This window comes from Haloprofundus salilacus, from assembly GCF_020150815.1.
Classification (GTDB): Archaea; Halobacteriota; Halobacteria; order Halobacteriales; family Haloferacaceae; genus Haloprofundus; species Haloprofundus salilacus.
This window is the reverse complement of sequence record NZ_CP083723.1, coordinates 1,602,394-1,624,333: the sequence shown is the minus strand read 5'-3', so window position 1 is coordinate 1,624,333 and position 21,940 is coordinate 1,602,394. Positions and strand designations below refer to the sequence as shown.

The following is a 21,940-nucleotide window of genomic DNA, read 5'->3' as shown; positions in this document are numbered from 1 at the left end:
TGAGCAAGCGCCGAGAGCGGGCACGCCCCGACGACGAGTCGATATGGCCAACCTATTTGCGGCCTCCGACCCCTCTCTCGGTATGTTCATCCTGGTGAACCTGAAGGCGTATCCGTGTGACCCGGTCGAAGTAGCGTCGGCCGCCCGCGACGTCGCCGACGACTCCGGCGTCCGCATCGCCGTCGCGCCGCAGGCGGCGCACCTCGCGCGCGTCGCCGAGACCGACGTGGAGACGTGGGCCCAGCACGTCAGCCCCGTCGAGTACGGCAGCCACACCGGTAGCACGCTCGCGGAGGCCGCCGCGGAGGCCGGCGCGACCGGGACGCTGGTCAACCACTCGGAGAACCGCCTCAAACTCGCCGACATCGACGCCTCGATGCAGGCGGCCGACCGGGCGAACCTCGACACCATCGTCTGCGCGAACAACCCGAGACAGTCCGGCGCGGTCGCGGCTCTGGGTCCGGACGCCGTCGCCGTCGAACCGCCGGAGCTCATCGGCGGCGACGTGTCGGTCAGCAGCGCCGACCCCGACATCGTTCGCGACGCCGTCGACGCGGTGACCGCCGTCGACGACAGTGTCGACCTGTTCTGCGGCGCGGGCGTCTCTAGCGGCGACGACGTCACCGCCGCCGCCGAGTTGGGTGCGGAGGGGATCCTGCTCGCCAGCGGCGTCGCGAAGGCCGAGGACCCGCGGGCGGCGCTCGAAGATATAGTCTCGCAACTGTGAGGGCCGCCTAGACGGACGTCTCCGAGCGGCGACGGTTCGTTACCGTCGGTCGGGCAGTCGTCAGTCGATTATCTCCGCGTCGTCGGTCGGCGCCATCTCTTCGTCGGTCGACGCCGCCTCATTGTCGGTTGGTCTCGTCTCATCGTCAGTCGACGCCGCGTCGACATCGGCTTTTGTCTCGTCGTCCGTAGCGCCCCGGCTCACTTCCGAGTCGGCGGCGCCCGACTCCGCGCCGTTCTCGACAATTTCGGCGTCCTCGACCACCTGTCCCACGTCGGACAACGTAGTCGCCGACGACACCGCCTCCTCCGGTTCGCGTTCTCTCCCAGCGTCTCGCTCGCCGTTCGCGTCCTCGACCGTCGACTTGTCGTCCGGAATCGACTCGGCGCGACGGTCGGACTCACCGCTCCCGCCGGGGTGACTGAGAGAGAGGTCCGCGAACGACGATTCGACGGCGGCGACGGTGGCGGCGAACTCGCCGTCGGCGAGGCGGTCGGCGTACTCGTCGCGGACGAGTTCGGGGAGCGTGTACCGGTAGCGCCCCCGGCCGACGTGCTCGATGAACCCCGCCTGCCGGAGCGCCCGGTTCCGGCCGTAGGCGAGCTGTTGGTCGCCGGAGTGGCCCGCGCCAACGTGGGCGTCGACGGGCGTGCTGAGGTCCTTCGCCCGGTAGTGCGCGAGCATCTCGCGCGTCACGTCGTCCAGCGAGTCGACGACCTCGCGGAGTTCGTCGACGATGGCCCGACGAGAGCCACTGCGGGAGTCCGATCCCTCGTCGCCGGCGGCGGGTTCCCGTGTCGTCGACGTCTCCGCCGTCGTTTCGGCCGTTTTCGTCGATTCAGTCGGGTCAGTCGGGTCAGCCAATTCTGTCGTTTCGTCGCAAGCGTTCTCCATCTCGACGTACCCGCCTCCAGTCGTCGCCTGACCCGACGGCGAGGACGCCTCTCCGTTCTCCGCCTCGGCGACTGCGTCCGCCTCGACCGGTCCCACCATTTCCGGCGTCACGCCGGATTCGTACTCGCCGAGCGCCGCCTGTCCGTGTTCGGGGCGGGCGAGATTTCGCCCCTCGCCGCCTCGGTACGGCGCTTCGGCTTTCTGCAGCAGCGCCTGCGCGAACTGGTCGGCCATCCGACTCAGGTCCTGTGCCTCCTCCAGTTCCGATTTCAGACGCCGAATCTCGGCATCTTTCTTCTCTAACTCCTGTCTGAGATCGGCGATGGTGCTCTCTCTCTGGGCCTCTTCGTCGGAGATGTCGCGCAGTTCCGAGACGAGGTCGCCGCTCACCGATTTGAGTTCCGGGCGCTCGAAGTCGTCGAGACCGGGCGTCGCCCCCGCGTCGAACGTCTGCTTGCGGCGGAACTGCACTCGACGAAGGGTCTCGCTCCAGTCGGTCATCAGAAACGCCTCGCCGTCGTTCATGCTCTCGATGGCGTCGGCGTACTCCTTGCCGAGGATACGCCCGACGACTTTCGTGTCGTTGCCCCACGTGAGTCGGTGCCACACCAGCCAGTCGCACTGGGTGATGTAGTCCTTCTTCACGTCGGCGGGACGCTGGCTTATGCCGACGATGCCGAGGCCGTGTTTCCGTCCGCGCTTGCCGATCTTGATAAGCATCTTTCCCGCCTCGCCCATCCCGCCCTTCTCGGGGATGTACTCGTGACACTCCTCGACGAGCATCAGGAAGGGCTTCTTCAGCTTCTTCTCCTTCGCGAAGAGTTGTCGCGCCGTCTGCAGCACCATCTCGTCGGCGTCGGCCTCGTCGAGGTAGCCCGAGACGTCGAGGATGATGGGGACGTTCTGTTCGAGCGCTAGCGTCGCTATCTTCTCGGCGTGTTCGGGGCTGACGACGATGTCGCACTCCTCGTCGGCACCGGCGTGGAGGATCTCGTACTCCTCTTTGAGACCGTAGTACTCGCCGTCGGTGTCGACGATGAGGACGGGAAACTGCGAGTCGAGCAGTTTCTCGATGACGACGCTCGCGGTGTTCGACTTCCCCGACCCCGATTTGCCGGTGATGAACCCACGACCGGTCAGAATCTCGACCGCCGGCAGTCGTACGGTCGTCCCCGGTTCGGCGTCGTCGGTCCCGCCCGGACCCGCGCTCACATCCGCGACGGTGATGGTTTCTTCGTCCGTCATGTGCTCGTTGGTGGCTACTCTGAGGCCGGCACCATAGTTCCTGCTGTCGTTGCACTCTCCCGCGTCAGTCCGACGCCCGTTCGACCGTCTGCAGCGAGAACCCCCAACCGGTCGCGCGCTGTTCGTGGTCGTCGAAGACGAACTCGCCGCTCGTGAGCGACCCGCCGTCGATCTCTGCGCTGCGCGTCTCACGCAGCGTCGTTCCGTTAGCGAGGCGGAGCGTCGCCTCGAACGAGATGTCGACGGCGAACTCGTGTTCGTTTCTGATGACGTAGTTGATAGACACCTCCTCGCCCGGTTCGTCGCCGACGCCGGTGGTGGCCGTGTGTACGTCTATCTTCTCGCGGAGGTTCTCCGGTTCCGGCGTGGGTTCGGGAGTTGCGGTGGGCTCCGGCGCCGTCTCGGTTGCAGTCGTCGTCTCATCGTCGATTCTCTCCGTCTCTGTCTCAGACTCCCCGTCTCCTATCGGCGTATCCGAGGCCTGGTCCGTCTCCGCGCCTTGCGACGACGACTCCGCGGACGTCTCGTTCCCCGTCCCCGTCTCACCTCGGTTCGTCACCCCGTCTTCCTCTCTCTCGCCGACTGCGGCGTCGTCGTCACTACTCAGATACACGAACGACGCCGCGGTCCACCCGAGAGTGACCCCCGCGACGAGGCCGAGGAGCCCTCGTCTGTTCATGATTCGATTGAGAAATGATCGCAAATAAGAGTACCGAGTTCTATCATATCACTGTCTACTCGACTACTCGAACTCGGTCAACGACGCTTGACCGTCCGTCGACTCCGGTTGGTCCTCGACGGCGTCGGCGTCTTTCCGCCGGGTCGAGCGGGCGCGATTTTCCGCCCAGTCGCTCAGCATCGGTCCGGATTGAGCGTCGTCTGTGGTCGGGTCAGCCGTCGCAACGTTGCCCTTCGCGGAGTCGCCCTTTGAGGGATTGCCCTTCGCGGAATCGTCCCCCACGGAATCGTCCGACGTGGAGTCGCTCGGCGTTGACGACGCGGTCACCTCCCCGACTGCATCGTCGTCTGCCTGTTCCCACCCGTCGAGGCTGGCCTGATCGCTGTCGTCGAAATCGAGATTCGAGACGCGGACGCCCAGTTTTCGCACGCGGGCGTCGGCGAACTCCGTCAACAACTCTAACGCCACCGACTCGACGAGTTCGGGGTCGTCGACCGGACCCGGCAGCGACTTCGCGCGGGTGTTCACCTCGAACGGCGGTTGGACGACTTTGATACCGATGGTCCGGTAGAGCGCGCCGCGACTGCGCGCGCGTTCGGCCACGTCCGCCGCCAGCGTCCGCACTTTCTCCCGGGCGGCCTCCGTCTCCGAGGTAGGTTCGGTGAACGCCGACTCTCTGGAGAGACTCTTCGGAAGCCCCGTCGGCGTCACCGCCCTGTCGTCGTCGCCGCGCGCGCGGCGGTACAGTTCGCGGCCGCGCTCTCCGAACCTGTCGCCGAGCGCCCGCGGGTCCGCCGCCGCCAGATCGCCCGCGGTGTCGATATCCATCTCGCGGAGTTCGTGCGCGGTGACGGGACCGACGCCGTGGACTTCCTCGATGTCGAGCGGGTCGAGAAACGCTCGAACCTCGTCAGGTCGGACGACGACGAGACCGTCCGGCTTGTCGTGGTCGCTGGCAACCTTGGCGACACTCATGTTCGGGCCGACGCCGACGCTGGCGGTGACGCCCACTTCGCGGTCGATTCGCTGTTTGACGTGGCGGGCGTAGCCCTCCGCGAGGGTTCTGTCACCACTGCTGACGGTCTCCCACCCGGTTCGCTCGGTCACGTCGAGGTACGCCTCGTCGATGCTCACCTCGCGGACCACGTCGGCGCAATCGTGCAGAATCTCCTTGACCTGCGCGCTCACCTCCTTGTAGAACTCCATGTCGACCGACCGGTAGTAGCCGACGGCCGGGATCTCGGGGTCCGCGGGCTCGCCGTCGTCGTCGAGTTCGACGTCCTCGGAGCGGGGGAGCGCGTCGAGCGCCCCCGTGATGGGTTGGGCGCTGCCGACGCCGTGTTCGCGGGCTTCGTAACTCGCAGTGGCGACGGCGCCGTGACCCTCGCCGGGTTCGTACCCCATCCCGACGACGACCGGTTTGCCCTCCAGTTCCGGCTCTTTGAGGCGCTCGCACGACGCGTAGAAGCAGTCCATGTCGACGTGGAGGACGATGCGCTCCTCGGCGTCTCGCTTCGCGCCGGGCAGCGTCTCACCGCTCATTGCCTCTGGGTTGGCGTCGGGGTGTTCTTAGTGTTTCCCAACCGGAGTGAAAATGATTCGCGTCCGAACGTTCATATCAGTGTGAGAACGAACGGAACGTATGGTCGGCGAACAATTCGTGACCGGCGGCGTGTTGTTCGTCGCGGGGGCAGTCATCCTCTGGGTGGGTCACTACATCGTCTTCGGCGACGGCGACGAACAGTTCACGGACGCTCGCTCGAAGTCCGCGACCGACGAGCGAACGGCGCGTCTGGCGGGCGGGCTGTCGCTGTTCGTCGGCGTCGTAACCGTAGTGTACGGGGTTCTCGCCGCGACGAGCGGGTTGAACGCGGTGCTGTGGGCGGGCTATGGGATGACGGTCGTTCTCGGGTCCGTTGGCGTCGCCGCTCTCGCTGGGTTCGGCCGCCGCTACTGAACTGCCATCACTTCAACCGCTCTTGGAGGAACGAGGGGTGGGCGGCGGTGACGCCGTCGATACTCAGAATCTTGTCGCTGATGACATCGCCGAGCGATCCGCCGTCCTTCGCTCGGACCTCGGCCATCAGCATGTGGTCGCCCGACGAGGTGTACAACGCTTCGACGGCGTCGAGATCTTTCATCGCGCGCGTGGCTTCGACGTAGCGTTCGCTCTCGACGTCGATGCCGACGAGCGCGATGGACTGCCCGGAGAGTTTCTTCGGGTCGACGTCGGCGGAGTAACCGACGATGACGCCGCTGTCCTCCAGTTTTCGGATGTACTTTCGGACCGTCGGTTTCGACACCTCCGCTCGTTCGGCAATATCGGCGTAGGAGGCTTGCGCATCCTGCTCAAGTACGGCGAGGATGCGGTCCTCCGTAGATGTGGCTCCCATACGCGTTTCTTTCGGTTCACAGCAAAAATATGTTGCGAACGCGAAATCAGTTCTTCGTGAAGCGAAATATCGGACGCGAAGGCGTTCGCTCCGGAGGTGTAGTGCAAAAAATTGGGCGCAAACGACGCTGCGGTCGCTTACTTGTGCTTGTCGAGGAAGTTATCGTACGAGCGCTCCCACTCGTAGCTGTCGTCGAAGTAGCGCTCCGCCAGCGGTTCCTCGGGCATCTCGCCGATCTGCTGTTTCTCCTGCTGGTAGGACGGGCGGTCGCTGTCGACGTAGTAGCGACCGGTGAGGACGGTGCCCTCGTGGAGGGCGTCCTCGGTCTCGTGCATCATCTCGGACGCCTCGCGGCGGTCCGAAACGTCGAAGTCGTAGTCGTCGGAGTCCTGGATGTCGACGTACGGAACGTACTGTCGGGCGTCCTTGTTCCACGTCGGACACTGTGTGAGGAAGTCGACGTGCGAGAAGCCGTCGTGCTCCATCGCCTCGACGATGATGTCTTTCGCCTGGTTCGGGTTGACCGCGGCGGTGCGCGCGATGTACGACGCACCGGAGGTCAGCGACAGCGACAGCGGCCGAAGCGGCTGCTTGGCGCTGCCGTGCGGCTGGGTCTTCGACTTGTGACCCATCGGGCTCGTCGGCGAGGTCTGGCCCTTCGTGAGGCCGAAGATCTCGTTGTTGAACACGATGTAGGTCATGTCGTGGTTCTCGCGGGCGCTGTGCATGAAGTGGTTGCCGCCGATACCGTAGCCGTCACCGTCGCCGCCGGCGGCGACGACCTGCAGGCCGGGGTTGGCGAGCTTCGCCGCGCGAGCGACCGGCAGCGAGCGGCCGTGGATGGTGTGGAAGCCGTAGCTCTCGAAGTAGCTGTTGAGCTTCCCCGAGCAGCCGATGCCTGTGACGAGCAGCATCTCGTCGGGCGATTTACCGAGTTCCGCGGCCGCGCCCTTCAGCGCCTTCAAGACGCCGAAGTCACCACAGCCGGGACACCACGTCGCCTGCGGTTCGAGACCGGGCGTGTAGTCGTTACGGTCGATTTCTTTGCCTTCTCCGATTGCGCTGAATGCACTCATGATTAGTCACCCGCTGCTGGGACGTACTTGGTTCGCGTGTGAGGATGTTCGTCGTCCTCGACGATGTTCACCTCGAAGCCCTCGACGATGTCTTGGGGCTCGAAGGGGTTACCGTTGTACTTCAGGAGGCTCGAGAGCTTGTCGCCGTAGCGTCCGATCTCCTTCTGGGTCAGTCCGCGGAACTGCGCGGAGGCGTTCATCTCGACGACGAGCACCTCGTCGACGCTCTCGATGAACTCCGTCACCTGGTCGACCGGGTACGGCGCCATCTCGCTGACGCCGAGCATCTTCACCGAGTGACCCGCGTCGTTGAGACGGTCGACGGCTTCTTCGACGGTGCCCTGCTGGCTGCCGAAGGTGAGGAAGCCGTACTGGGCGTCCTCCTCGCCGTACACCGTGTTGTTGACGCCGTCGCCGTCAAGCTCCTCGCGGATAGCTTCGAGTTTGCGCATCCGCTTGTTCATCTGGAACACACGGTTCTCGGGGGACTCGCTGATGTGTCCCTCCGGCATGTGTTCGTTACCGGTGGCGAGGAAGCGGCCGCCCTTCTGTCCGGGAATCGACCGCGGCGCGACGCCGTTGTCCTCGGGCGTGTCGTATCTGAACCGGGAGAATTTGCCGGACTCGTCGTGCGGCGCGTCCTCGATTTCGGCCTCCGTCAGCGTCGACCCGAGAGACGGGTTGGGTTCCTCGTCGAAGTGGCTCGCCGGGACGTTCACGAGTTCGCCGCCGAGCTTCTGGTCGTAGAGCACGATGCTCGGAATCTGGTACTCGTAGGCGATCTGGAACGCCTTGCGCGTCTGCGTGTACGCCTCGGCGACCGTGCCGGGCGCGAAAACGATGCGGTGGGAGTCGCCCTGCGAGGTGTACAGGACGTGTTCGAGGTCGCCCTGTTCGGGTTTCGTCGGCATCCCGGTCGACGGACCGGCGCGCATCGCCTCGATGAGGACGACGGGCGTCTCGGTCATCTCCGCGAGGCCGAGCGGTTCGGACATCAGCGCGAAGCCGCCGCCGGACGACCCGGACATAGCTTTCACGCCCGCGTGGCTCGCGCCGAGCGCGAGCGCCGCCGCCGCGATCTCGTCTTCGACCTGCTCGGAGATGCCGCCGAGTTCGGGCAGGTTCTGCGACATGATGGTGAACACCTCGGTCCACGGCGTCATCGGGTAGCCCGCGATGAAGCGGCACCCCTCGTCGATGGCGCCGTAGGCGATGGCGTCCGATCCGGACATGAGCACCTGCTCTTCGTCGTGTTCGCCCGACGGAATCTTCACGTCGTGGGCGTCCACGTCGTACTCCTCTTCGACCATGTCATACGCCTCGTGGAGAATCTCGAGGTTCGGTTCGAGAATCTTCTCCGGCATCGCGTCGGTCATCAGCTCCTCGATCCACTCGAGGTCGATGCCCGCGAGCGCGCAGGTCGCGCCGACGCCGGCGGTGTTGCGCATGACCTCGCGACCGTGTTCGCGAGCCATCGTGCGCAGGTCGAGGTCGTAGACGTGCCAGTCGTTCTCCTCGACTCGCTCGTCGAAGTCCTCGATTTCGGAGGCGTCGAGCAGGCCGGAGTCGTAGATGATGACGCCGCCCTCGCGGAGTTCGTCGAGGTTCTCCGAGAGCGGTTTGATCTCCTCGTTACCGTAGTAGGCGTTCTGCTGCGGGTTGCGGGCGAACGAGTCGCCCAGCGCAAGCAGGAAGTTGTAGCCGTCCCCGCGGGACTTGACGGGGTCGGCCGAGGCCCGAATCTCCGTGTACGTGTGACCGCCGCGAATCCGCGACGGGTAGTGTCGATGCGTGAAAACGTTGAGGCCCGAGCGCATCAGGGCCTTCGCGAAGTTCTGGCTCGTCGAGGCGATCCCGTCCCCGGACCCCCCTGCGATTCGCCAGATAAGTTCGTCGTTAGTCATATTTGAGTCCTGGCCCGTGTCGGGCCGCCAGTGTGCGATTGTAGCCATCTACCAAGTAAAGTCTTTGCTATAGGTTGTCATAGAATGATTATGAAGAATTGCCGAATCGCACGGCGCTCGCCCAAATTTACGTCGTTTACTACTACGAACCGAGTTCCTCGTTTACAAATGTATTCGACGAACGGGCCGATAAATTTTCTATCAGTACCGAGTTAGTCTCATTTCTAGACGAATGTCGAGACCGTTACTCGTTCTGCGGACTGCTCGGGTGGTAGTCGGTGTCGTACTCGCCAACCTGCCCGTCCAACCGGTCCGGATTAATCCGACCCGCCAAGAGCATGAAGTCCAGCACGGTCACCCAGAGCATCGCCTCAACGACGGGCACCGCCCGCGGCGGCAACACGGGGTCGTGGCGGCCGACGACCTGCACCTGCTTCTCCTCGCCGGTCTCCCAGTCGACGGTCGTCTGCTCCTTCGGAATCGACGTGGGCGCGTGCCACGTCGCCTCGCCGTAGATGGGTTGGCCCGTGGTGATGCCGCCCTGCAGACCGCCGTGTTTGTTGCCGACCGGCACCGGGTCGCCGTCGTCGTCGAACTCCCAGTCCTCGTTTCGGTCGTGGCCGGTCCACTCGCTGGCCTCCTTGCCGAGACCGTACTCGACGCTCGTCGTCGCCGGAATCGAGAACATCGCCCGACCGAGTCGGGAGGGGAACGACTCGAAGCGCGGCGCGCCGAGTCCGCGGGGAACGCCGCGCGCTTCGAAGTAGATGCTCCCGCCGATGGAGTCACCCGCTTTCTGATACTCGTCGATGAGTTCGCGCATCTCCTCTGCCGTCTCGGTGTGCGCGCAGCGGACCTCGTTCTCCTCTGCGTGTTCGAGCATCTCCTCGAACGTCACCTCGGGCGCTTCGACGTCGCCGATTTTGTTGACGTGCGCTTTGATCCGGACATCGTACTCGGACTGGTCGAGCACCTGTCGGGCGACCGCGCCCGCGGCGACCCAGTTCACCGTCTCGCGCGCGGAGGAGCGCCCGCCGCCGCCCCAGTTGCGCGTGCCGAACTTCGCCGAGTAGGTGAAGTCGCCGTGGGAGGGACGTGGCGCGGTGACGAACGGTTCGTACTTGCCAGAGCGCGCGTCCTTGTTCTCGATGGTCATGCCGATGGGCGTGCCCGTCGTATATCCATCTTGAAGTCCGCTGTGGATGGACACCTCGTCGGGTTCGCCGCGACTCGTCGTGATCATCGACTGGCCGGGTTTCCGCCGGTCGAGTTCGCGCTGAATCTTCTCCTCGTCGAGTTCGACGCCCGCCGGACAGCCGCTGACGACGACGCCCATCGCGTCGCCGTGGCTCTCCCCGTAGGTCGAAAACTGGAACAGTCGCCCGAAGCCGTTGCCGTTCATTACCGGAGCGTCGGTGTCGCGGCCATTTAGTGTTTGTAGAAAGGCGCAAGCGTGGCGACGGGAACGAGCGGCGGAAAGCGGGGGACGATCGACAGCGAGGGACGACCGACGGCAAGGGACGGCCGGCGGAGAGGAACGACCGGGGCAAACGGCGGCTACGAACGACGACGAATCAACGGCATGCTCATCCCGTCATGGACTGAACTCTCTCGCATGACCGAGACTGAACCCGCCGACGCCGCCGACTCTCTCAACTCCGCAGACGCATCCGCCGTCTCACTGCGCACGCGACTCCGAGAGACGTTCTGGCGCAGACACTCGAACCCGTGGAGTGCAGGAACGCGCTTCGTCGTCACCCCAGTGTTGATGTACGCAATCTACCACCGAAAGTGGCGACTGCTCGCGGCCGTCGTCGCCTTCACCACCGTCAACCCGGTGCTGTTCGGCGAACCCGAGCGCACCGACAACTGGTTCAGCGAAGTCGTCCTCGCCGAAGAGGCGTGGCTCGGCGAGGGGAAGGGAACGACGGGCTTCGGTTACCCGAACGTCCTGAACGCGGTGAACGCCGTCTCTGGAGTTTTGGCGCTCGTCTCGGCTATTCGACGAAAGCCCGTCGGGACCGTCGTCGGTACCGCGGGAATACTCGTGTTCAAAACGTGGTGGGTCGAGGCGATTCGGCGGCGGACGGGCGTCAGCGAGCGCTAAGTCGGCGGTTCCGCGCGCTTCTGGCGCCGGGGGTTGACGTCGTACTCGGCCGAACGTTTTTGTACGGAAACGGGGCCAGACCGTCCGTGCTCTAAGGAATCGCCGCGAACCGGCCGAGGCGGGTCCACGGCGTACCGGTTCACGTCAGTCGACGCGCCGTCTATTAGCCAACTCGACCGCGTAGCGCACCGACCAGTTCACCCAGCGTGTTGCACTACTCCCGCAACCGCACGTCCGCACCGAGTTCGGTGAACACGTCGAAGAACGCCGGGAACGACACATCGACGTGCTCGGCCCCCCGAACACGAGTGGTCCCGTCGGCGACGAGTCCGGCCACTGACAGCGCCATGACGATGCGGTGGTCGTGGTAGCCTTCGACCGTCGCACCCGTGAGCGACGATTCTCCGCCCTTCACCGTCAGCACGTCCCGCTCTTCTTCGACGACTGCGCCCATCTCGGTCAGTTCGTCGGCCATCGCGCTCACTCGGTCGGTCTCCTTGTAGCGGACGTGCTCGCAGTTCTCGATGCGCGTCTCGCCGTCCGCAACCGCGCCGAGCGTCGCGATAGTCGGCAGGAGGTCGGGCGTGTCGCCCACGTCGACGGTGACGCCCGAGAGCGCCGATTTCCGGACCGTGATGTGGCCGTTCTCGCGGTCCCAGCCGATATCCGCGCCCATCTGCTCGAGAACGTCGACGATGGCAGCGTCGCCCTGTGCGCTCGGGTACGCGCCCTCGACGACGACCTCGTGGTTCTCGTCGGCGGCGGCGGCGCCTGCAGCGAGGAGATAGGAAATAGATGAGAAGTCGCCGGGGACGCGGTACTCGCCGCCGACGGGGTCGTAGGACTGCCCGGCCGCGACCGAAAATCCGCCCTCGGTCGCCTCGGCATCGACACCGAACCTCCGCAATACTTCGAGCGTGATGTCGACGTACGGCGCGGATTTCAGTTGGGTTTCGAGTTCGATATCGATTCCTTCCTCGGTCACTGCTCCCGCCATCAGCAGCGCCGAGATGTACTGCGACGAGACGTCGCCGGGAATCGACACCTCGCCTCCCGAAATCGGCCCCTTCAGGACGAGCGGCGCTTGGCCGTTGCCGCGGGTGCTCTCGGCGCGGCCGCCGAGGTCGGACACGGCGGCGAGAAGCGGTCCCTGCGGCCGCGAGCGGAGCGACGAGTCGCCCGTCAACACGGTGATGCCGTCGGCGAGCGCCGCGCACGCGGTAACGAGGCGCATCGTCGTGCCGCTGTTCGCGCAGTCGACCACGTCGTCGGCTACACCGGGTCGGCCGCCGAAGCCGTCGATTTCGAGTCGGCTGTCGACGCGCGTCACGTCGCCGCCAAAGGCGTCGACGGCGCGCATCGTCGCCTTCGTGTCGGCGCTGACGAGGGGATCGTAGACGGTCGCCCCGTCGCTGTAGCCGGCGGCGAGAATCGCCCGATGCGTGTAGCTCTTCGACGGCGGTGCGCGGGCCGTGCCGCGCACCCGAGATTCCGAGAGTTCCGCGTCCATACCGCGGTGTCCGTGCGAGCGGGTATCAGCGTACCGAAGGCGGTGACATTCCGCATCGGGTGCGCCGGCCGTCGCCGTCACCGACGCTCGCCTCGCTCTCGCGCCCTCCGGCGCTCACGCGCGCTTCCGGGAAGCCAACCGATTTACCGTCGCGGCGTCCCACCGAAACCATGGAACCCGATCTCTCATCGCTCGCCGAGCACCTCGAAACCGAGGGCTTCGACGGCTACCTTCTCGACGCCGACAGCGCCGACTCCAATCAGTTGTACCTCTCGGACTTCGACGCGCCCGACCCGTTCGTGACGGTGTTCTCGCCCGAGGAGACGCGCCTCCTCGTCAGCGGGTTGGAGTACGGCCGCGCGAAGAAGGAGAGCCGCGCCGACGCCGTCTTCCGCCTCGAAGAGTACGACTTCCGAAGTCGACTCGCCGAGTACGGCCCCAGAGAAGGCCGCGCGCGAACTATCGCCGCATTCCTCGCCGACGCGGGCGTCGAATCCGTCCTCGCGCCCGAACGTTTCCCGCTCGGCACCGCCGACGGTCTCCGCGAACGGGGACTCGACGTGACGGCCGAGAGCCGCGACGTGCTCGGCGACATCCGCGCGGTGAAGACCGACGAGGAAGTCGACAACGTCCGCGCCGCCCAGAAGGCGAACGAGGCTGCGATGAAAGCGGCGGAAGACCTCATCCGCGCCGCCGAGATCGACGACGACGGCGCGCTGGTCTACGAGGGCGAACCACTCACGAGCGAGCGTGTCCAGCAGGAGATCGAAATCACGCTCCTGCGTGAAGGCTGCGCGCTCGACGAGACCATCGTGGCCTGCGGCGAGAACGCCGCCGACCCGCACGACCGCGGCAGCGGCCCACTGTCGGCGAACGAGTCTATCATCGTCGACATCTTCCCGCGGAGCAAGGCGACGAAGTACCACGCCGACATGACGCGGACGTTCGTCAAGGGCGAACCCTCTGAGGAGATCCGCGAGTGGTTCGAGATAACCGAGGAAGCCAAAGCGGCCGCCTTCGACGCACTCGAACCCGGTGCGACGGGCAAGGACGTACACGACGCCGTCTGCGACGTGTACGAGGCCGCCGGGCACGCGACGTTCCGGAGCGACCCGACGACCGAGACCGGATTCATCCACAGCACCGGCCACGGCGTCGGTCTCGACGTCCACGAGGACCCGCGACTCAGCAGCGACGGCGGGGAACTGAAACCCGGTCACGTCGTCACCATCGAACCCGGTCTCTACGACCCGTCGGTCGGCGGCGTCCGAATCGAGGACATCGCCGTCGTCACCAAGGACGGCTACGAGAACTTCACCGACTACCCCGTCGAACTCGTCGTCGACTGAGTTCGAACGGATTGAAGTCAGTTAGATAGAAATTCATTCAAACAGAATAGTTATTAATTGCCGCATTTACCGACAGGTATGAGACACATTGGACTGAAAGTTCGGATGGTCGTCGCGGGGACGGTTCTGTTCGGTTTCTACGCGGCGTTCGCGGGGTTCCTGTTCCAGATTGGGTTCGGTCTCCCAATCGTGCTCGCCGGAAGCGTGCTGTTCGTCGGCGTGCAGTACGTGGTGGGGAAGAAAATCGCGCTCTGGAGCGTCGACGCCGAGGAGATGTCCGAGGCGGAGTATTCGGAGATACACAGGGCCGTCGAGCATCTCAGCGAGGAGATGGGAATCACCAAACCTCGACTGATGGTCGGGCAGATGGGCGTCCCGAACGCCTTCGCCGTCGGACGGTGCGGCGCGGGCGTAGTCGTCGTCTCGGAGACGCTGATGGACCTCTTAGAACAGGACGAACTGGAAGGCGTGTTGGCGCACGAACTCGCGCACATCAAGAACCGCGACGTGGTGATGCTGCTGATCGGACAGAGCGTCGCGTCGATGCTCGGCTTGACCGTGTACTGGGTCGTCGTGCTCTTCGAGGACGGAATCGCCTCCATCGTACTCGGTTGGATTGCGAGCCTCATCGTCGAACTGGCCGTCATGGTATTCGTTCTCGCTATCTCGCGGGCACGCGAGTACGCCGCCGACAGCGACGCCGCCGAGTACACCGGCAATCCGGAGGCGCTCGCGCGGGCGCTCTCGAAACTCGCCTCCGTCGGCCGGCACGAGCGGGCACCGGACGTGAGCGACAACATGAGCGCGCTGTGCATCTTCGGTGGGAAACGCGGCGTGCTCTCGTCGCTGTTCTCGACGCACCCACCGATGGAGAAGCGCATCGAACGCCTCGCGCCCGAGCTGTCGAACTGAGTGTATCGAGTGAACTGACCGACGAGTGACGGAGAACCCTCTGTCACCGCCGTCGAGACGCTACGCTGGGCTAGTCTTTCCGCTCGTAGCTCGAATCGAACAGCTGCGCCGACGTCGGACCGGGATTGGTCCCCTCCACGACAGCGTACTGCGAGAAGTCGGAGACGCCTGCCTCGCGGAGCAACTGCTCGTCATAGAACTCGTTGCCCGTGCACTCCGCCGGGTCGCGCGTCACGAGTTCGAGCATCGCGTCGACGACGACCTGCGGCGTGCGCCAGTCTTCCGGCTGACCGAGGTTGAAGTGCCGCGTCGCCTCCGTCTCGATGGCCGAAACGGGCCAGACGCTGTTGACGGCGACGCCGTCGCTCCGGAGTTCGTCGGCGAGTGAGCGCGCGAGGAACGTCATCCCGTACTTCGAGAGCGCGTAGGCGGCTTTCCCCGGCGACGGCTCCATCGTCGCCGGCGGCGAGTTCATCACGACGTGGGCGTGGTCGCTCTCGCGGAGGTGCGGGAGCGCCGCGCGTGTCGTCACGTACGCTCCGCGAGCGTTGACGTCCATCAGCAGGTCGAAGCGATTCGCGGGAATCTCGTCGAAGCCGCCGAACTGAATCGCGCCCGCGTTGTTGATAACGAGGTCGAGCCCCCCGAACTCGTCGACGGTACGTTCGATGGCCGACTCAACGCTCGACTCGTCGCGCACGTCGAGTTGGACGGCGATCGAGTCGCCGCCGCGCTCACGTATCTCCTCGGTCGTCTGCGTGACAGTGCCGGGGAGACGTTCGTGTTCGTCCATTGTCTTGCCCGTCGAGACGACGGCGGCACCGGCGTCGGCGAAAGCGAGTGCCATCGCCTTGCCGATGCCGCGGCTGGTTCCGGTGATGAACGCGACGCGCCCTTCGAGCGGTTTCTCGGTCATAGCTCACGTTCTCGCGGCCGGACCTTGGCTCTTGGTGTCACTTCCCGCTACGACGGCTCGGCGTCCGGCCGCATCGCTACCCCCGACCGCAGCTCTTCGAGCGTTCCGTCCTCGCGCCACCGGTCGACGACCTGCCGAAGTCCCTTCCGGTACGTCGGGTGCGTCGGCTCCCAGCCGGTCGCCTCGCGAAACGGGTCGTTCGACGTGGGCATTGAAGTGGTGAGCTGCGAGACGGTCTCCGAACCGACGGCCGCTCGCGCGACCCACGCGGGCACCGAAAGCGGTCTCGGCGCGTCGAGGTAGTCGGCGAACGTCCGCAGAAACTCGTGCATTGACACGGGTTCGTCGTCGACGACGTGCCAGATTCCGTCCACCTCCGCCTCGGCGGCGGCGACGAACGCGCTCGCGGCGTCATCGGCGTGAATCGGCGCGACGACCACCTTGCCGCGTCCGAGCGGTCCGCGTCCGACCGCCGGGAGTCGCCGACGTAGGAGTCGCTCGGCGTACTGTCGAGTGTGCGCTGCGTCCGGCGCGTAGAAGACGCCGCAGCGCAGCACCGAGGTCGAAAACGACGCGTCGTCGCTCGCGGCCATTGCGATCTGTTCGGCGTCGACGGCCGACTGCGTGAGTCGCGTCGGCTGCGGCGGCGACGACTCGTCGAACGGGTCGCCTCGCGAGGTGGCCGCCACCCAGACGATACTCTGTTGGACGTAGCGCTCGGCACCGACCGACGCTGCGGCGGTCGTGAGCGCGCGGGTTCCCTCGCGGCGGACGCGGTCGTTTCGCTCCCACGCCTCGTCGCTCGGTCGCGGGTCGGTCGGAATCGCAGTCGCCGCGTGGACGACTACGTCGGCACCTTCGGCCGCGAGTGCGAGCGAGTCCGCATCGAAGAGGTCGCCTCGATACGGTTCGCCGCCGCGGTCGGCGACGAGCTCGTCGCCCTCGGCGTCCCGTGTCAGTCCGACCACCTCGTGTCCGCTCTCGGTGAACTGCGAGACGAGCCGTTGCCCCAACACGCCTGTCGCACCGGCTACGAATACGCGCATAGGAGTGGGGCCGAACGCACAGGCAAAAATGTTGCTCGAATTACAGGCTGTCGCCTGAAATTCCGCTATCAGAACCCACTTGCGCCGGTACCGACAATCCTCGGCGTGAACTGGCGCTACCGGAACACGGTGCTCGTCCTCTGTACGCTCGCGTTCTTCGCGACCATGGTCGCGCGCCTCGCCATCAGTCCGGTCGTCCCCGCCATCACCGACGAGTTCGGGGTGTCGAACGGGGCGGTCGGTCTCGCGCTCGCCGGGATGTGGGCCGCGTACGCGACGATGCAGTTTCCGAGCGGCGTCCTCGGCGACCGGTTCGGCGAGCGCCGCGTCATCCTCGCGGCCGTCGGTCTCACCGCAGTGGCGAGCCTCTTCCTCGCCGTTTCGCCGTCGTTTCCGACGTTCGCGCTGTTCACTGTCGCGCTCGGCGCGGGGGCGGGGTTGCACTACAGCGTCGCCACGACGTTCATCTCCAAGCAGTTCTCGAACATTGGTCGCGCCATCGGCGTCCACGTCGCCGGCGGACCGCTGGCGGGACTTTCGGTTCCGGTCATCGCCGCGCTCGTCGCCGCGCGCTACGACTGGCGCACCGCGATGTTACTCGGCGCCGTCGCCGCGATTCCGGTGTTTCTGCTGTTCGAGCGCCGCGTCGCCCCGACGACGCCCGAGCGCCCCGAGCAACCGATGCACGAGCGGTTCGCGCTCGCACCGCTTTTCGAACTGCTCTCTCGGCCCGAGATCGTCTATACCACCATCCTCGCCGTCGCCGGCGCGTTCACGTGGCAGGCGACGGCGTCGTTCCTGCCGACGTTTCTCGTCGCGTACCACGACCTCTCGACGGCGACGGCGAGCGCGCTGTTCTCTTTGTACTTCGTCGTCCACGGCGCGACACAACCGGTGATGGGATACCTCTCGGACCGATTCGACCGCGATGCCGCCGCCTCGCTGTCGATGGGCCTCGGCGTGCTCGGCTACGCCACGCTCGTTGAGGGGTCGACGCTCCCCGTCTTCGCTCTCGGCGCGTGCATGGTCGGCGTGGCGATGAGTTGGGGCGCGCCGATTCAGTCGCGCTTCATCGACAAACTCTCCGCCGACGAGCGCGGCGCGGGGTTCGGCCTCGTCCGGACGGTGTACATGCTGTTGGGCGCGACGGGGAGTCTCGTCGTGGGCGCACTCTCGGACGCGGCGGGGTGGGCCGTCGCCGTCGGCCTGCTCGTCGCCGTGATGGCTCTCGGCTTCTCCGTGCTCGCGGTAAATCGGGCGCTGAAGTTGGGGCTGTGAGGGCGGGATTCGCGAAAAAGAGTGGTCAGCCGATTCGCTGAGGCGGTGGTCCGTTCAGGTCAGAATCCGTCGCGATAGTGAGCGAGACGACCAGTAGGACGACGCCGGTCCCGACCCCGAACGCTATCCAGAGGGCGTGCGTACCCGCGAGAAACGGGCTGACGAACGCGACGACGGCCAACAGGGCAAATACGGTCGCTCCGAGCTTTCGCCGTCTGGCGTCCTCGGCTCTCGTGTCTCTCATACCGTAAAGGTCTCTCACGTATGTAATAAGGGTTACTCGGATAACAGGTTCGCGTTCAGTACAGACGGCATCGAACGCCTTTTGCGACGCCGCTGGCAACGAACTCGCAATGAAACTGCTCATCGTCGGTGCCGGGTCGATGGGTCGATGGGTCGCCGACACCCTCTCGGCGGAGGTGGCGTTCGCCGACATCGACTCCGAGGCGGCCGAGGCGGCGGCGACGGCCCACGGCGGCCGCGTCGTCATCGCCAATACCGACGAACGGTTCGACGCCGTCTGCCTCGCCGTCCCCATCTCGGCCGTCGAGGCGGCCGCCGCCCAGTTCGCACCGAACGCCGACAGCGCCGTCTTCGACGTGACCGGGTCGATGGCCGGACCGCTCGCGGCGCTACGCGAGCACGCCCCCGACCGCGAACGCGCGAGCTACCACCCCTTATTCGCCCCAGAGAACGCACCGGGCAACGTCGCCGCCGTCATCGACGATGGCGGACCGACGCTCGACCGTCTCGCCTCGGCGTTCGCGGCCGCCGGAAACAACGTCTTCGAGACGACTGCCGACGAACACGACGAGGCGATGCAGACGGTGCAGGCCGGTGCGCACGCCGCGGTGCTCGCCTACGCGCTCGCCGCCGACGACGTGCGCGACGAGTTCGCGACGCCCGTCTCCGCTGCGCTGGACGACGTCGTCGACACGGTCACCGGCGGCACCCCCCGCGTGTACGCGGAGATTCAGGAGACGTTCGAAGGCGCGTCGAGCGTCGCCGAGGCGGCCACCCGCGTCGCCGACGCCGACGGCGAGGCGTTCGAACGGCTGTACCGGGAAGCGGGCCGACATCGGGTGGCAGACCTCGCCGAAACGCTCGACGGAGCGGAGGAGAACTCGGCCGAGCGCGCGTCGAACGGCGGTGACGAGCGATGACCGAGCGCGAGGCCGTCGTCTCGAACGCGAAGTACCTCCGGAACGTCCGACCCATCGACCCCGAGGAGATCGCCGAGTACGTCGAAGGTTACCCGCACCCGGCCGTCGTCAAGCAGACGCTCCGCGAGGAGGCGTTCGACCTCGGTCTGGTCGAACAGGACAACGGCACGTTCGTCCCCGTCGACAACGCGCCCGTCCCAGCCCGCGACTGGCGGCCGAAGGCGATCCCCGAGAGCTACTCCTTTGCGGTCGAGGACCTGCTCGTCGAGCGCTACGGCGCGAACTGGCACACGGGAGCGTCTGGAGACGAACTCCGCGAGGCCGTTCGCCGGCTGAAAGAGGACTACTACTACCAGAACGACGTCGAGTACGACGAGACGGCGGCGCTCGGGTACGCCGTCTACCACCTCGCCGACTACTACGCCGAGGTGGGCTACGTGCTTGCCGACCTCGCCGAGAACGGTCTGCTGCCGAGGAAACTCCGCGTCGTCGACGTGGGCGCGGGCGTCGGTGGCCCGGCGCTCGGCATGCACGACTACCTCCCCGACGACAGTCTCGTCGACTACCACGCGCTCGAACCGAGTCCCGCCGCCAACGTGCTCGACCGACTGCTCGGCGAGACGCGAGAGAACTTCCGGACGACGATTCACCGCGAGACGGCCGAGGCGTTCGACGTCGACGCGCTCGGCGAGGCCGACCTCGTGCTGTTTGGCAACGTGCTCAGCGAACTCGACGACCCCGTTTCGGTCGTGCGGCGGTATCTCGACGCGCTGGCCGACGACGGGTCGGTCGTCGCGCTCGCGCCCGCCGATCGCAACACGAGCATCGGGCTCCGGGAAGTCGAACGCGCCGTCGAATCCGAGACAGGCGCGACCGTCTACTCGCCGACGCTGCGCCTGTGGCCGGGCATGACGCCCTCCGACCGCGGGTGGTCGTTCGACGTGCGCCCCAACGTCGAGATGCCGGCGTTCCAGCGCCGACTCGACGAAGGCGGCGAGGGCGACGGCACGTTCGCGAAAACGTCGGTGCAGTTCTCCTACAGCGTCCTCCGAAAGGACCGAAAACGCCGCGTCGACTTGCGCGCCGACCGGAGTCGCCACGCGCGGATGGCCGACATGGAGAACCACGTCACCGACCGCATCGACCTCCTGGCGGTGAAACTCAGCCAAAATCTCGCCGACGGCGAGGACAGAAACCCCGTGTTCAAGATCGGTGACGGCAGCCAGTCGGTCGACCACTACGCCGTGCTGACGCGGGAGTCGACGCTGAACCGCGAGCTCTCGGAAGCCGAGTACGGCGCGATTCTCGGCTTCGAGAACGTGCTCTGCCTGTGGAACGACGACGAAGCGGCGTACAACCTCGTCGTCGACGCGGAGACGGTCGTCGAAATCGTCGCGCCCTGACCGCGAGCGGACGAAGAGACGCTGACGACCCGGCGCGCTCGCCCTCTCAGTCGAGGTTCTCCAGCGCCGTCTCGATTGGGTCGTCGCCGGCAAGAATCTCGAACGTCTTTCCGCGGGTGTTCTCGACTTCGAACGCGGTCGCGAGCGTCTCCGCGACGTGGTCTCTGGTGATTTCGCCGCGTTCGTCGAGTTTGTCGCTCGCGTCGATTCTCCCCGTTCCCTCCTCGTTCGTCAGCGCTCCCGAACGACGGTGTATTCGAGGTCGCTCTCGCGGAGGTAGCGGTCGGCCGCCGCCTTGGCCTCCAGGTAGTCGCGGAGTTCGCCGGGGCTCGACTCGGGGTCGTCGGCGTTCATCGCGCTGAGCATCACGTAGCGCGACGCGCCGAACTCCTCGGCGGCGTCTATCGTCCGAATCGCCCCGTCTCGGTCGACGCCCTCGACGTCCTCGCCGCTGGAGCCGCAGCGAACAGCACTCCGTCGCAGCCGCAGACCGCACGCTCCACGTCGTCGTCGTCCCGGAGCTCGGCCACTACCGCCTCGACGCCGTACGCCTCCATCTCGGGGACCTGCCCCTCGTCCCGAACCATCGCCCTCACCTCATGATCGCTCTCGCTCAGCAGGTCGGTGACGCGCGTTCCGACTCCCCCGTGAGAGCCTGCGATGAGTATTCGCACGGGGGAGACGACGGTCCGCAGTTGCAAAGAATCGGCCCTGTCGACGCGGTTAGACGTTCGCCGATTCCGCTCGTTCGACCACCGATCGAACCCCGCCGTAGGCGACGACGGCGAGGACAACGTTGCCGGCAACGACGGCGGTCACGGTCGCGTCGGCGCTCCCGATGGCGAGGCGCGCGACGACGTTCGTCGGGCTCAGGGGGGAAAGCGTCGCCCCGGCGAAGGCGACGAGCAGCCCGAGCGAGTAGAGCAGTTGTGCGGTCCGCCGCTCTTCGGTGAGAAGCGAGACGACGACGCCGAGCCCCGACGCGAGCACCGCCAGCGCGGCGACGAGCGCGAGTAGCTGTTCGATCCCCGAGACGGCCGTCCCGTTGAGCGAGATCACCGCGAGCCACAGCACCGCCTGCGCGGGGGCGAGACCCGCCGCCACCAGCAGTTTGCCGTCGACGATGTCGGTCAACGACAGCGGCGCGACGCGGAGAAGTTCGAGCGTGCCGCGCTCGAACTCCTCGGTCACTGAGTCGACGACGAGCGTCCTCCCCGCCCCGTTCGGCCCGACGACGCCGAATATTTCCCCCTCGCCGACCTCGAACGAACTCCCCTCGACGGCGACGAACCCGCCGTACTCCTTTCTGAGGTCCTCGACTGTTATCACGAACGAGTC

General features: G+C 66.1%; 20 protein-coding genes and 2 pseudogenes. 8 read left to right on the top strand and 14 right to left on the bottom strand.

Features of this window, described 5'->3' with window-relative positions; all coding sequences use genetic code 11:
- The first annotated feature begins 82 nt into the window (after window positions 1–82).
- Window positions 83–727 carry a triose-phosphate isomerase gene (gene tpiA / locus LAQ58_RS08305; RefSeq protein ID WP_224446983.1) on the top strand — a complete coding sequence of 215 codons (645 nt, stop codon included), beginning with the start codon at window positions 83–85 and terminating at the stop codon, window positions 725–727.
- 60 nt (window positions 728–787) lie between these two features.
- On the opposite strand, the gene LAQ58_RS08300 is transcribed toward tpiA, so the two are convergent.
- The 3 genes from LAQ58_RS08300 to LAQ58_RS08290 all read right to left on the bottom strand — a co-directional run bounded on the left by LAQ58_RS08300 (window position 788) and on the right by LAQ58_RS08290 (window position 5,087).
- Window positions 788–2,866, bottom strand: a complete 2,079-nt coding sequence (locus LAQ58_RS08300) for a helicase HerA domain-containing protein (RefSeq protein WP_224446982.1) — start codon at window positions 2,864–2,866, stop codon at window positions 788–790.
- A gap of 64 nt (window positions 2,867–2,930) precedes the next feature.
- Window positions 2,931–3,545 carry a hypothetical protein gene (locus tag LAQ58_RS08295; protein WP_224446981.1) on the bottom strand — a complete coding sequence of 205 codons (615 nt, stop codon included), beginning with the start codon at window positions 3,543–3,545 and terminating at the stop codon, window positions 2,931–2,933.
- A 63-nt stretch (window positions 3,546–3,608) separates the two neighbouring features.
- Window positions 3,609–5,087: a DNA polymerase Y family protein gene (locus LAQ58_RS08290; RefSeq protein ID WP_224450128.1), complete on the bottom strand. Its 1,479-nt coding sequence runs from the start codon at window positions 5,085–5,087 to the stop codon at window positions 3,609–3,611.
- 100 nt (window positions 5,088–5,187) lie between these two features.
- Here LAQ58_RS08290 and LAQ58_RS08285 point away from each other — a divergent pair, with 100 nt between their 5' ends.
- Window positions 5,188–5,502, top strand: coding sequence for a hypothetical protein (locus tag LAQ58_RS08285; protein WP_224450127.1), 315 nt, complete (start codon window positions 5,188–5,190; stop codon window positions 5,500–5,502).
- A 7-nt stretch (window positions 5,503–5,509) separates the two neighbouring features.
- Here the strand turns inward: LAQ58_RS08285 and lrpA1 are convergent, their stop codons facing one another.
- The 4 genes from lrpA1 to aroC form a co-directional block, all read right to left on the bottom strand.
- Window positions 5,510–5,938 (bottom strand): HTH-type transcriptional regulator LrpA1, encoded by a 429-nt coding sequence (gene lrpA1 / locus LAQ58_RS08280; RefSeq protein ID WP_224450126.1) that lies wholly within the window; start codon window positions 5,936–5,938, stop codon window positions 5,510–5,512.
- A 137-nt stretch (window positions 5,939–6,075) separates the two neighbouring features.
- Window positions 6,076–7,014, bottom strand: a complete 939-nt coding sequence (locus LAQ58_RS08275; RefSeq protein ID WP_224450125.1) for a thiamine pyrophosphate-dependent enzyme — start codon at window positions 7,012–7,014, stop codon at window positions 6,076–6,078.
- A 2-nt stretch (window positions 7,015–7,016) separates the two neighbouring features.
- Window positions 7,017–8,918: a 2-oxoacid:acceptor oxidoreductase subunit alpha gene (locus tag LAQ58_RS08270; protein ID WP_224450124.1), complete on the bottom strand. Its 1,902-nt coding sequence runs from the start codon at window positions 8,916–8,918 to the stop codon at window positions 7,017–7,019.
- A gap of 244 nt (window positions 8,919–9,162) precedes the next feature.
- Entirely contained in the window at window positions 9,163–10,320 is a 1,158-nt protein-coding gene (gene aroC, locus LAQ58_RS08265; protein WP_224450123.1) for a chorismate synthase, read from the bottom strand.
- Window positions 10,321–10,533: 213 nt separating this feature from the next.
- Here aroC and LAQ58_RS08260 point away from each other — a divergent pair, with 213 nt between their 5' ends.
- Window positions 10,534–11,025, top strand: a complete 492-nt coding sequence (locus LAQ58_RS08260) for a DUF6653 family protein (RefSeq protein ID WP_224450122.1) — start codon at window positions 10,534–10,536, stop codon at window positions 11,023–11,025.
- 214 nt (window positions 11,026–11,239) lie between these two features.
- Here LAQ58_RS08260 and aroA read toward each other — a convergent pair whose 3' ends face one another.
- The gene (aroA, locus tag LAQ58_RS08255; RefSeq protein WP_224450121.1) at window positions 11,240–12,535 is read right to left on the bottom strand and encodes a 3-phosphoshikimate 1-carboxyvinyltransferase; all 1,296 of its coding nucleotides are present in this window, start codon (window positions 12,533–12,535) and stop codon (window positions 11,240–11,242) included.
- Window positions 12,536–12,705: 170 nt separating this feature from the next.
- On the opposite strand from aroA, the gene LAQ58_RS08250 reads away from it, so the two are divergent.
- Both LAQ58_RS08250 and LAQ58_RS08245 read left to right on the top strand, forming a co-directional pair.
- Window positions 12,706–13,884: a M24 family metallopeptidase gene (locus LAQ58_RS08250; RefSeq protein WP_224450120.1), complete on the top strand. Its 1,179-nt coding sequence runs from the start codon at window positions 12,706–12,708 to the stop codon at window positions 13,882–13,884.
- A gap of 78 nt (window positions 13,885–13,962) precedes the next feature.
- Complete coding sequence (locus LAQ58_RS08245; RefSeq protein ID WP_224450119.1) at window positions 13,963–14,796, top strand: M48 family metalloprotease; 834 nt, start codon at window positions 13,963–13,965, stop codon at window positions 14,794–14,796.
- Between the two features lie 70 nt (window positions 14,797–14,866).
- Here LAQ58_RS08245 and LAQ58_RS08240 read toward each other — a convergent pair whose 3' ends face one another.
- Entirely contained in the window at window positions 14,867–15,712 is an 846-nt protein-coding gene (locus LAQ58_RS08240) for an SDR family oxidoreductase (RefSeq protein ID WP_224450118.1), read from the bottom strand.
- A 47-nt stretch (window positions 15,713–15,759) separates the two neighbouring features.
- A complete protein-coding gene (locus LAQ58_RS08235; RefSeq protein ID WP_224450117.1) occupies window positions 15,760–16,758 on the bottom strand; it encodes an NAD-dependent epimerase/dehydratase family protein in 999 nt (332 codons plus the stop codon).
- Window positions 16,759–16,863: 105 nt separating this feature from the next.
- Between LAQ58_RS08235 and LAQ58_RS08230 the strand changes: the two genes are divergently transcribed.
- The gene (locus tag LAQ58_RS08230) at window positions 16,864–18,036 is read left to right on the top strand and encodes an MFS transporter (protein WP_224450116.1); all 1,173 of its coding nucleotides are present in this window, start codon (window positions 16,864–16,866) and stop codon (window positions 18,034–18,036) included.
- Window positions 18,037–18,061: 25 nt separating this feature from the next.
- Here LAQ58_RS08230 and LAQ58_RS08225 read toward each other — a convergent pair whose 3' ends face one another.
- Complete coding sequence (locus LAQ58_RS08225) at window positions 18,062–18,280, bottom strand: hypothetical protein (RefSeq protein ID WP_224450115.1); 219 nt, start codon at window positions 18,278–18,280, stop codon at window positions 18,062–18,064.
- A gap of 109 nt (window positions 18,281–18,389) precedes the next feature.
- On the opposite strand from LAQ58_RS08225, the gene LAQ58_RS08220 reads away from it, so the two are divergent.
- The gene (locus LAQ58_RS08220; RefSeq protein ID WP_224450114.1) at window positions 18,390–19,199 is read left to right on the top strand and encodes a prephenate dehydrogenase/arogenate dehydrogenase family protein; all 810 of its coding nucleotides are present in this window, start codon (window positions 18,390–18,392) and stop codon (window positions 19,197–19,199) included.
- On the top strand, window positions 19,196–20,602 hold the full coding sequence (locus tag LAQ58_RS08215; protein WP_224450113.1) for a small ribosomal subunit Rsm22 family protein: 1,407 nt from the start codon (window positions 19,196–19,198) through the stop codon (window positions 20,600–20,602). Before LAQ58_RS08220 ends, LAQ58_RS08215 begins: the two co-directional genes overlap by 4 nt.
- A gap of 46 nt (window positions 20,603–20,648) precedes the next feature.
- On the opposite strand, the pseudogene LAQ58_RS19075 reads toward LAQ58_RS08215, so the two are convergent.
- The 3 genes and pseudogenes from LAQ58_RS19075 to LAQ58_RS19070 form a co-directional block, all read right to left on the bottom strand.
- Window positions 20,649–21,276 (bottom strand): annotated as a pseudogene (locus tag LAQ58_RS19075) (SDR family oxidoreductase).
- Between the two features lie 49 nt (window positions 21,277–21,325).
- Window positions 21,326–21,793, bottom strand: coding sequence for a hypothetical protein (locus LAQ58_RS08205; protein ID WP_425490705.1), 468 nt, complete (start codon window positions 21,791–21,793; stop codon window positions 21,326–21,328).
- A gap of 15 nt (window positions 21,794–21,808) precedes the next feature.
- Window positions 21,809–21,931: pseudogene (locus tag LAQ58_RS19070) on the bottom strand (ABC transporter ATP-binding protein); the annotation flags it as partial.
- Window positions 21,932–21,940: the final 9 nt, after the last annotated feature.

Coding starts and splice junctions, on each gene's coding strand:
- tpiA (WP_224446983.1), top strand. CDS start 83: ATGTTCATCCTGGTGAACCTGAAGGCGTATCCGTGTGACCCGGTCGAA.
- LAQ58_RS08300 (WP_224446982.1), bottom strand. CDS start 2,866: ATGACGGACGAAGAAACCATCACCGTCGCGGATGTGAGCGCGGGTCCG.
- LAQ58_RS08295 (WP_224446981.1), bottom strand. CDS start 3,545: ATGAACAGACGAGGGCTCCTCGGCCTCGTCGCGGGGGTCACTCTCGGG.
- LAQ58_RS08290 (WP_224450128.1), bottom strand. CDS start 5,087: ATGAGCGGTGAGACGCTGCCCGGCGCGAAGCGAGACGCCGAGGAGCGC.
- LAQ58_RS08285 (WP_224450127.1), top strand. CDS start 5,188: ATGGTCGGCGAACAATTCGTGACCGGCGGCGTGTTGTTCGTCGCGGGG.
- lrpA1 (WP_224450126.1), bottom strand. CDS start 5,938: ATGGGAGCCACATCTACGGAGGACCGCATCCTCGCCGTACTTGAGCAG.
- LAQ58_RS08275 (WP_224450125.1), bottom strand. CDS start 7,014: ATGAGTGCATTCAGCGCAATCGGAGAAGGCAAAGAAATCGACCGTAAC.
- LAQ58_RS08270 (WP_224450124.1), bottom strand. CDS start 8,918: ATGACTAACGACGAACTTATCTGGCGAATCGCAGGGGGGTCCGGGGAC.
- aroC (WP_224450123.1), bottom strand. CDS start 10,320: ATGAACGGCAACGGCTTCGGGCGACTGTTCCAGTTTTCGACCTACGGG.
- LAQ58_RS08260 (WP_224450122.1), top strand. CDS start 10,534: ATGACCGAGACTGAACCCGCCGACGCCGCCGACTCTCTCAACTCCGCA.
- aroA (WP_224450121.1), bottom strand. CDS start 12,535: ATGGACGCGGAACTCTCGGAATCTCGGGTGCGCGGCACGGCCCGCGCA.
- LAQ58_RS08250 (WP_224450120.1), top strand. CDS start 12,706: ATGGAACCCGATCTCTCATCGCTCGCCGAGCACCTCGAAACCGAGGGC.
- LAQ58_RS08245 (WP_224450119.1), top strand. CDS start 13,963: ATGAGACACATTGGACTGAAAGTTCGGATGGTCGTCGCGGGGACGGTT.
- LAQ58_RS08240 (WP_224450118.1), bottom strand. CDS start 15,712: ATGACCGAGAAACCGCTCGAAGGGCGCGTCGCGTTCATCACCGGAACC.
- LAQ58_RS08235 (WP_224450117.1), bottom strand. CDS start 16,758: ATGCGCGTATTCGTAGCCGGTGCGACAGGCGTGTTGGGGCAACGGCTC.
- LAQ58_RS08225 (WP_224450115.1), bottom strand. CDS start 18,280: ATGAGAGACACGAGAGCCGAGGACGCCAGACGGCGAAAGCTCGGAGCG.
- LAQ58_RS08220 (WP_224450114.1), top strand. CDS start 18,390: ATGAAACTGCTCATCGTCGGTGCCGGGTCGATGGGTCGATGGGTCGCC.
- LAQ58_RS08215 (WP_224450113.1), top strand. CDS start 19,196: ATGACCGAGCGCGAGGCCGTCGTCTCGAACGCGAAGTACCTCCGGAAC.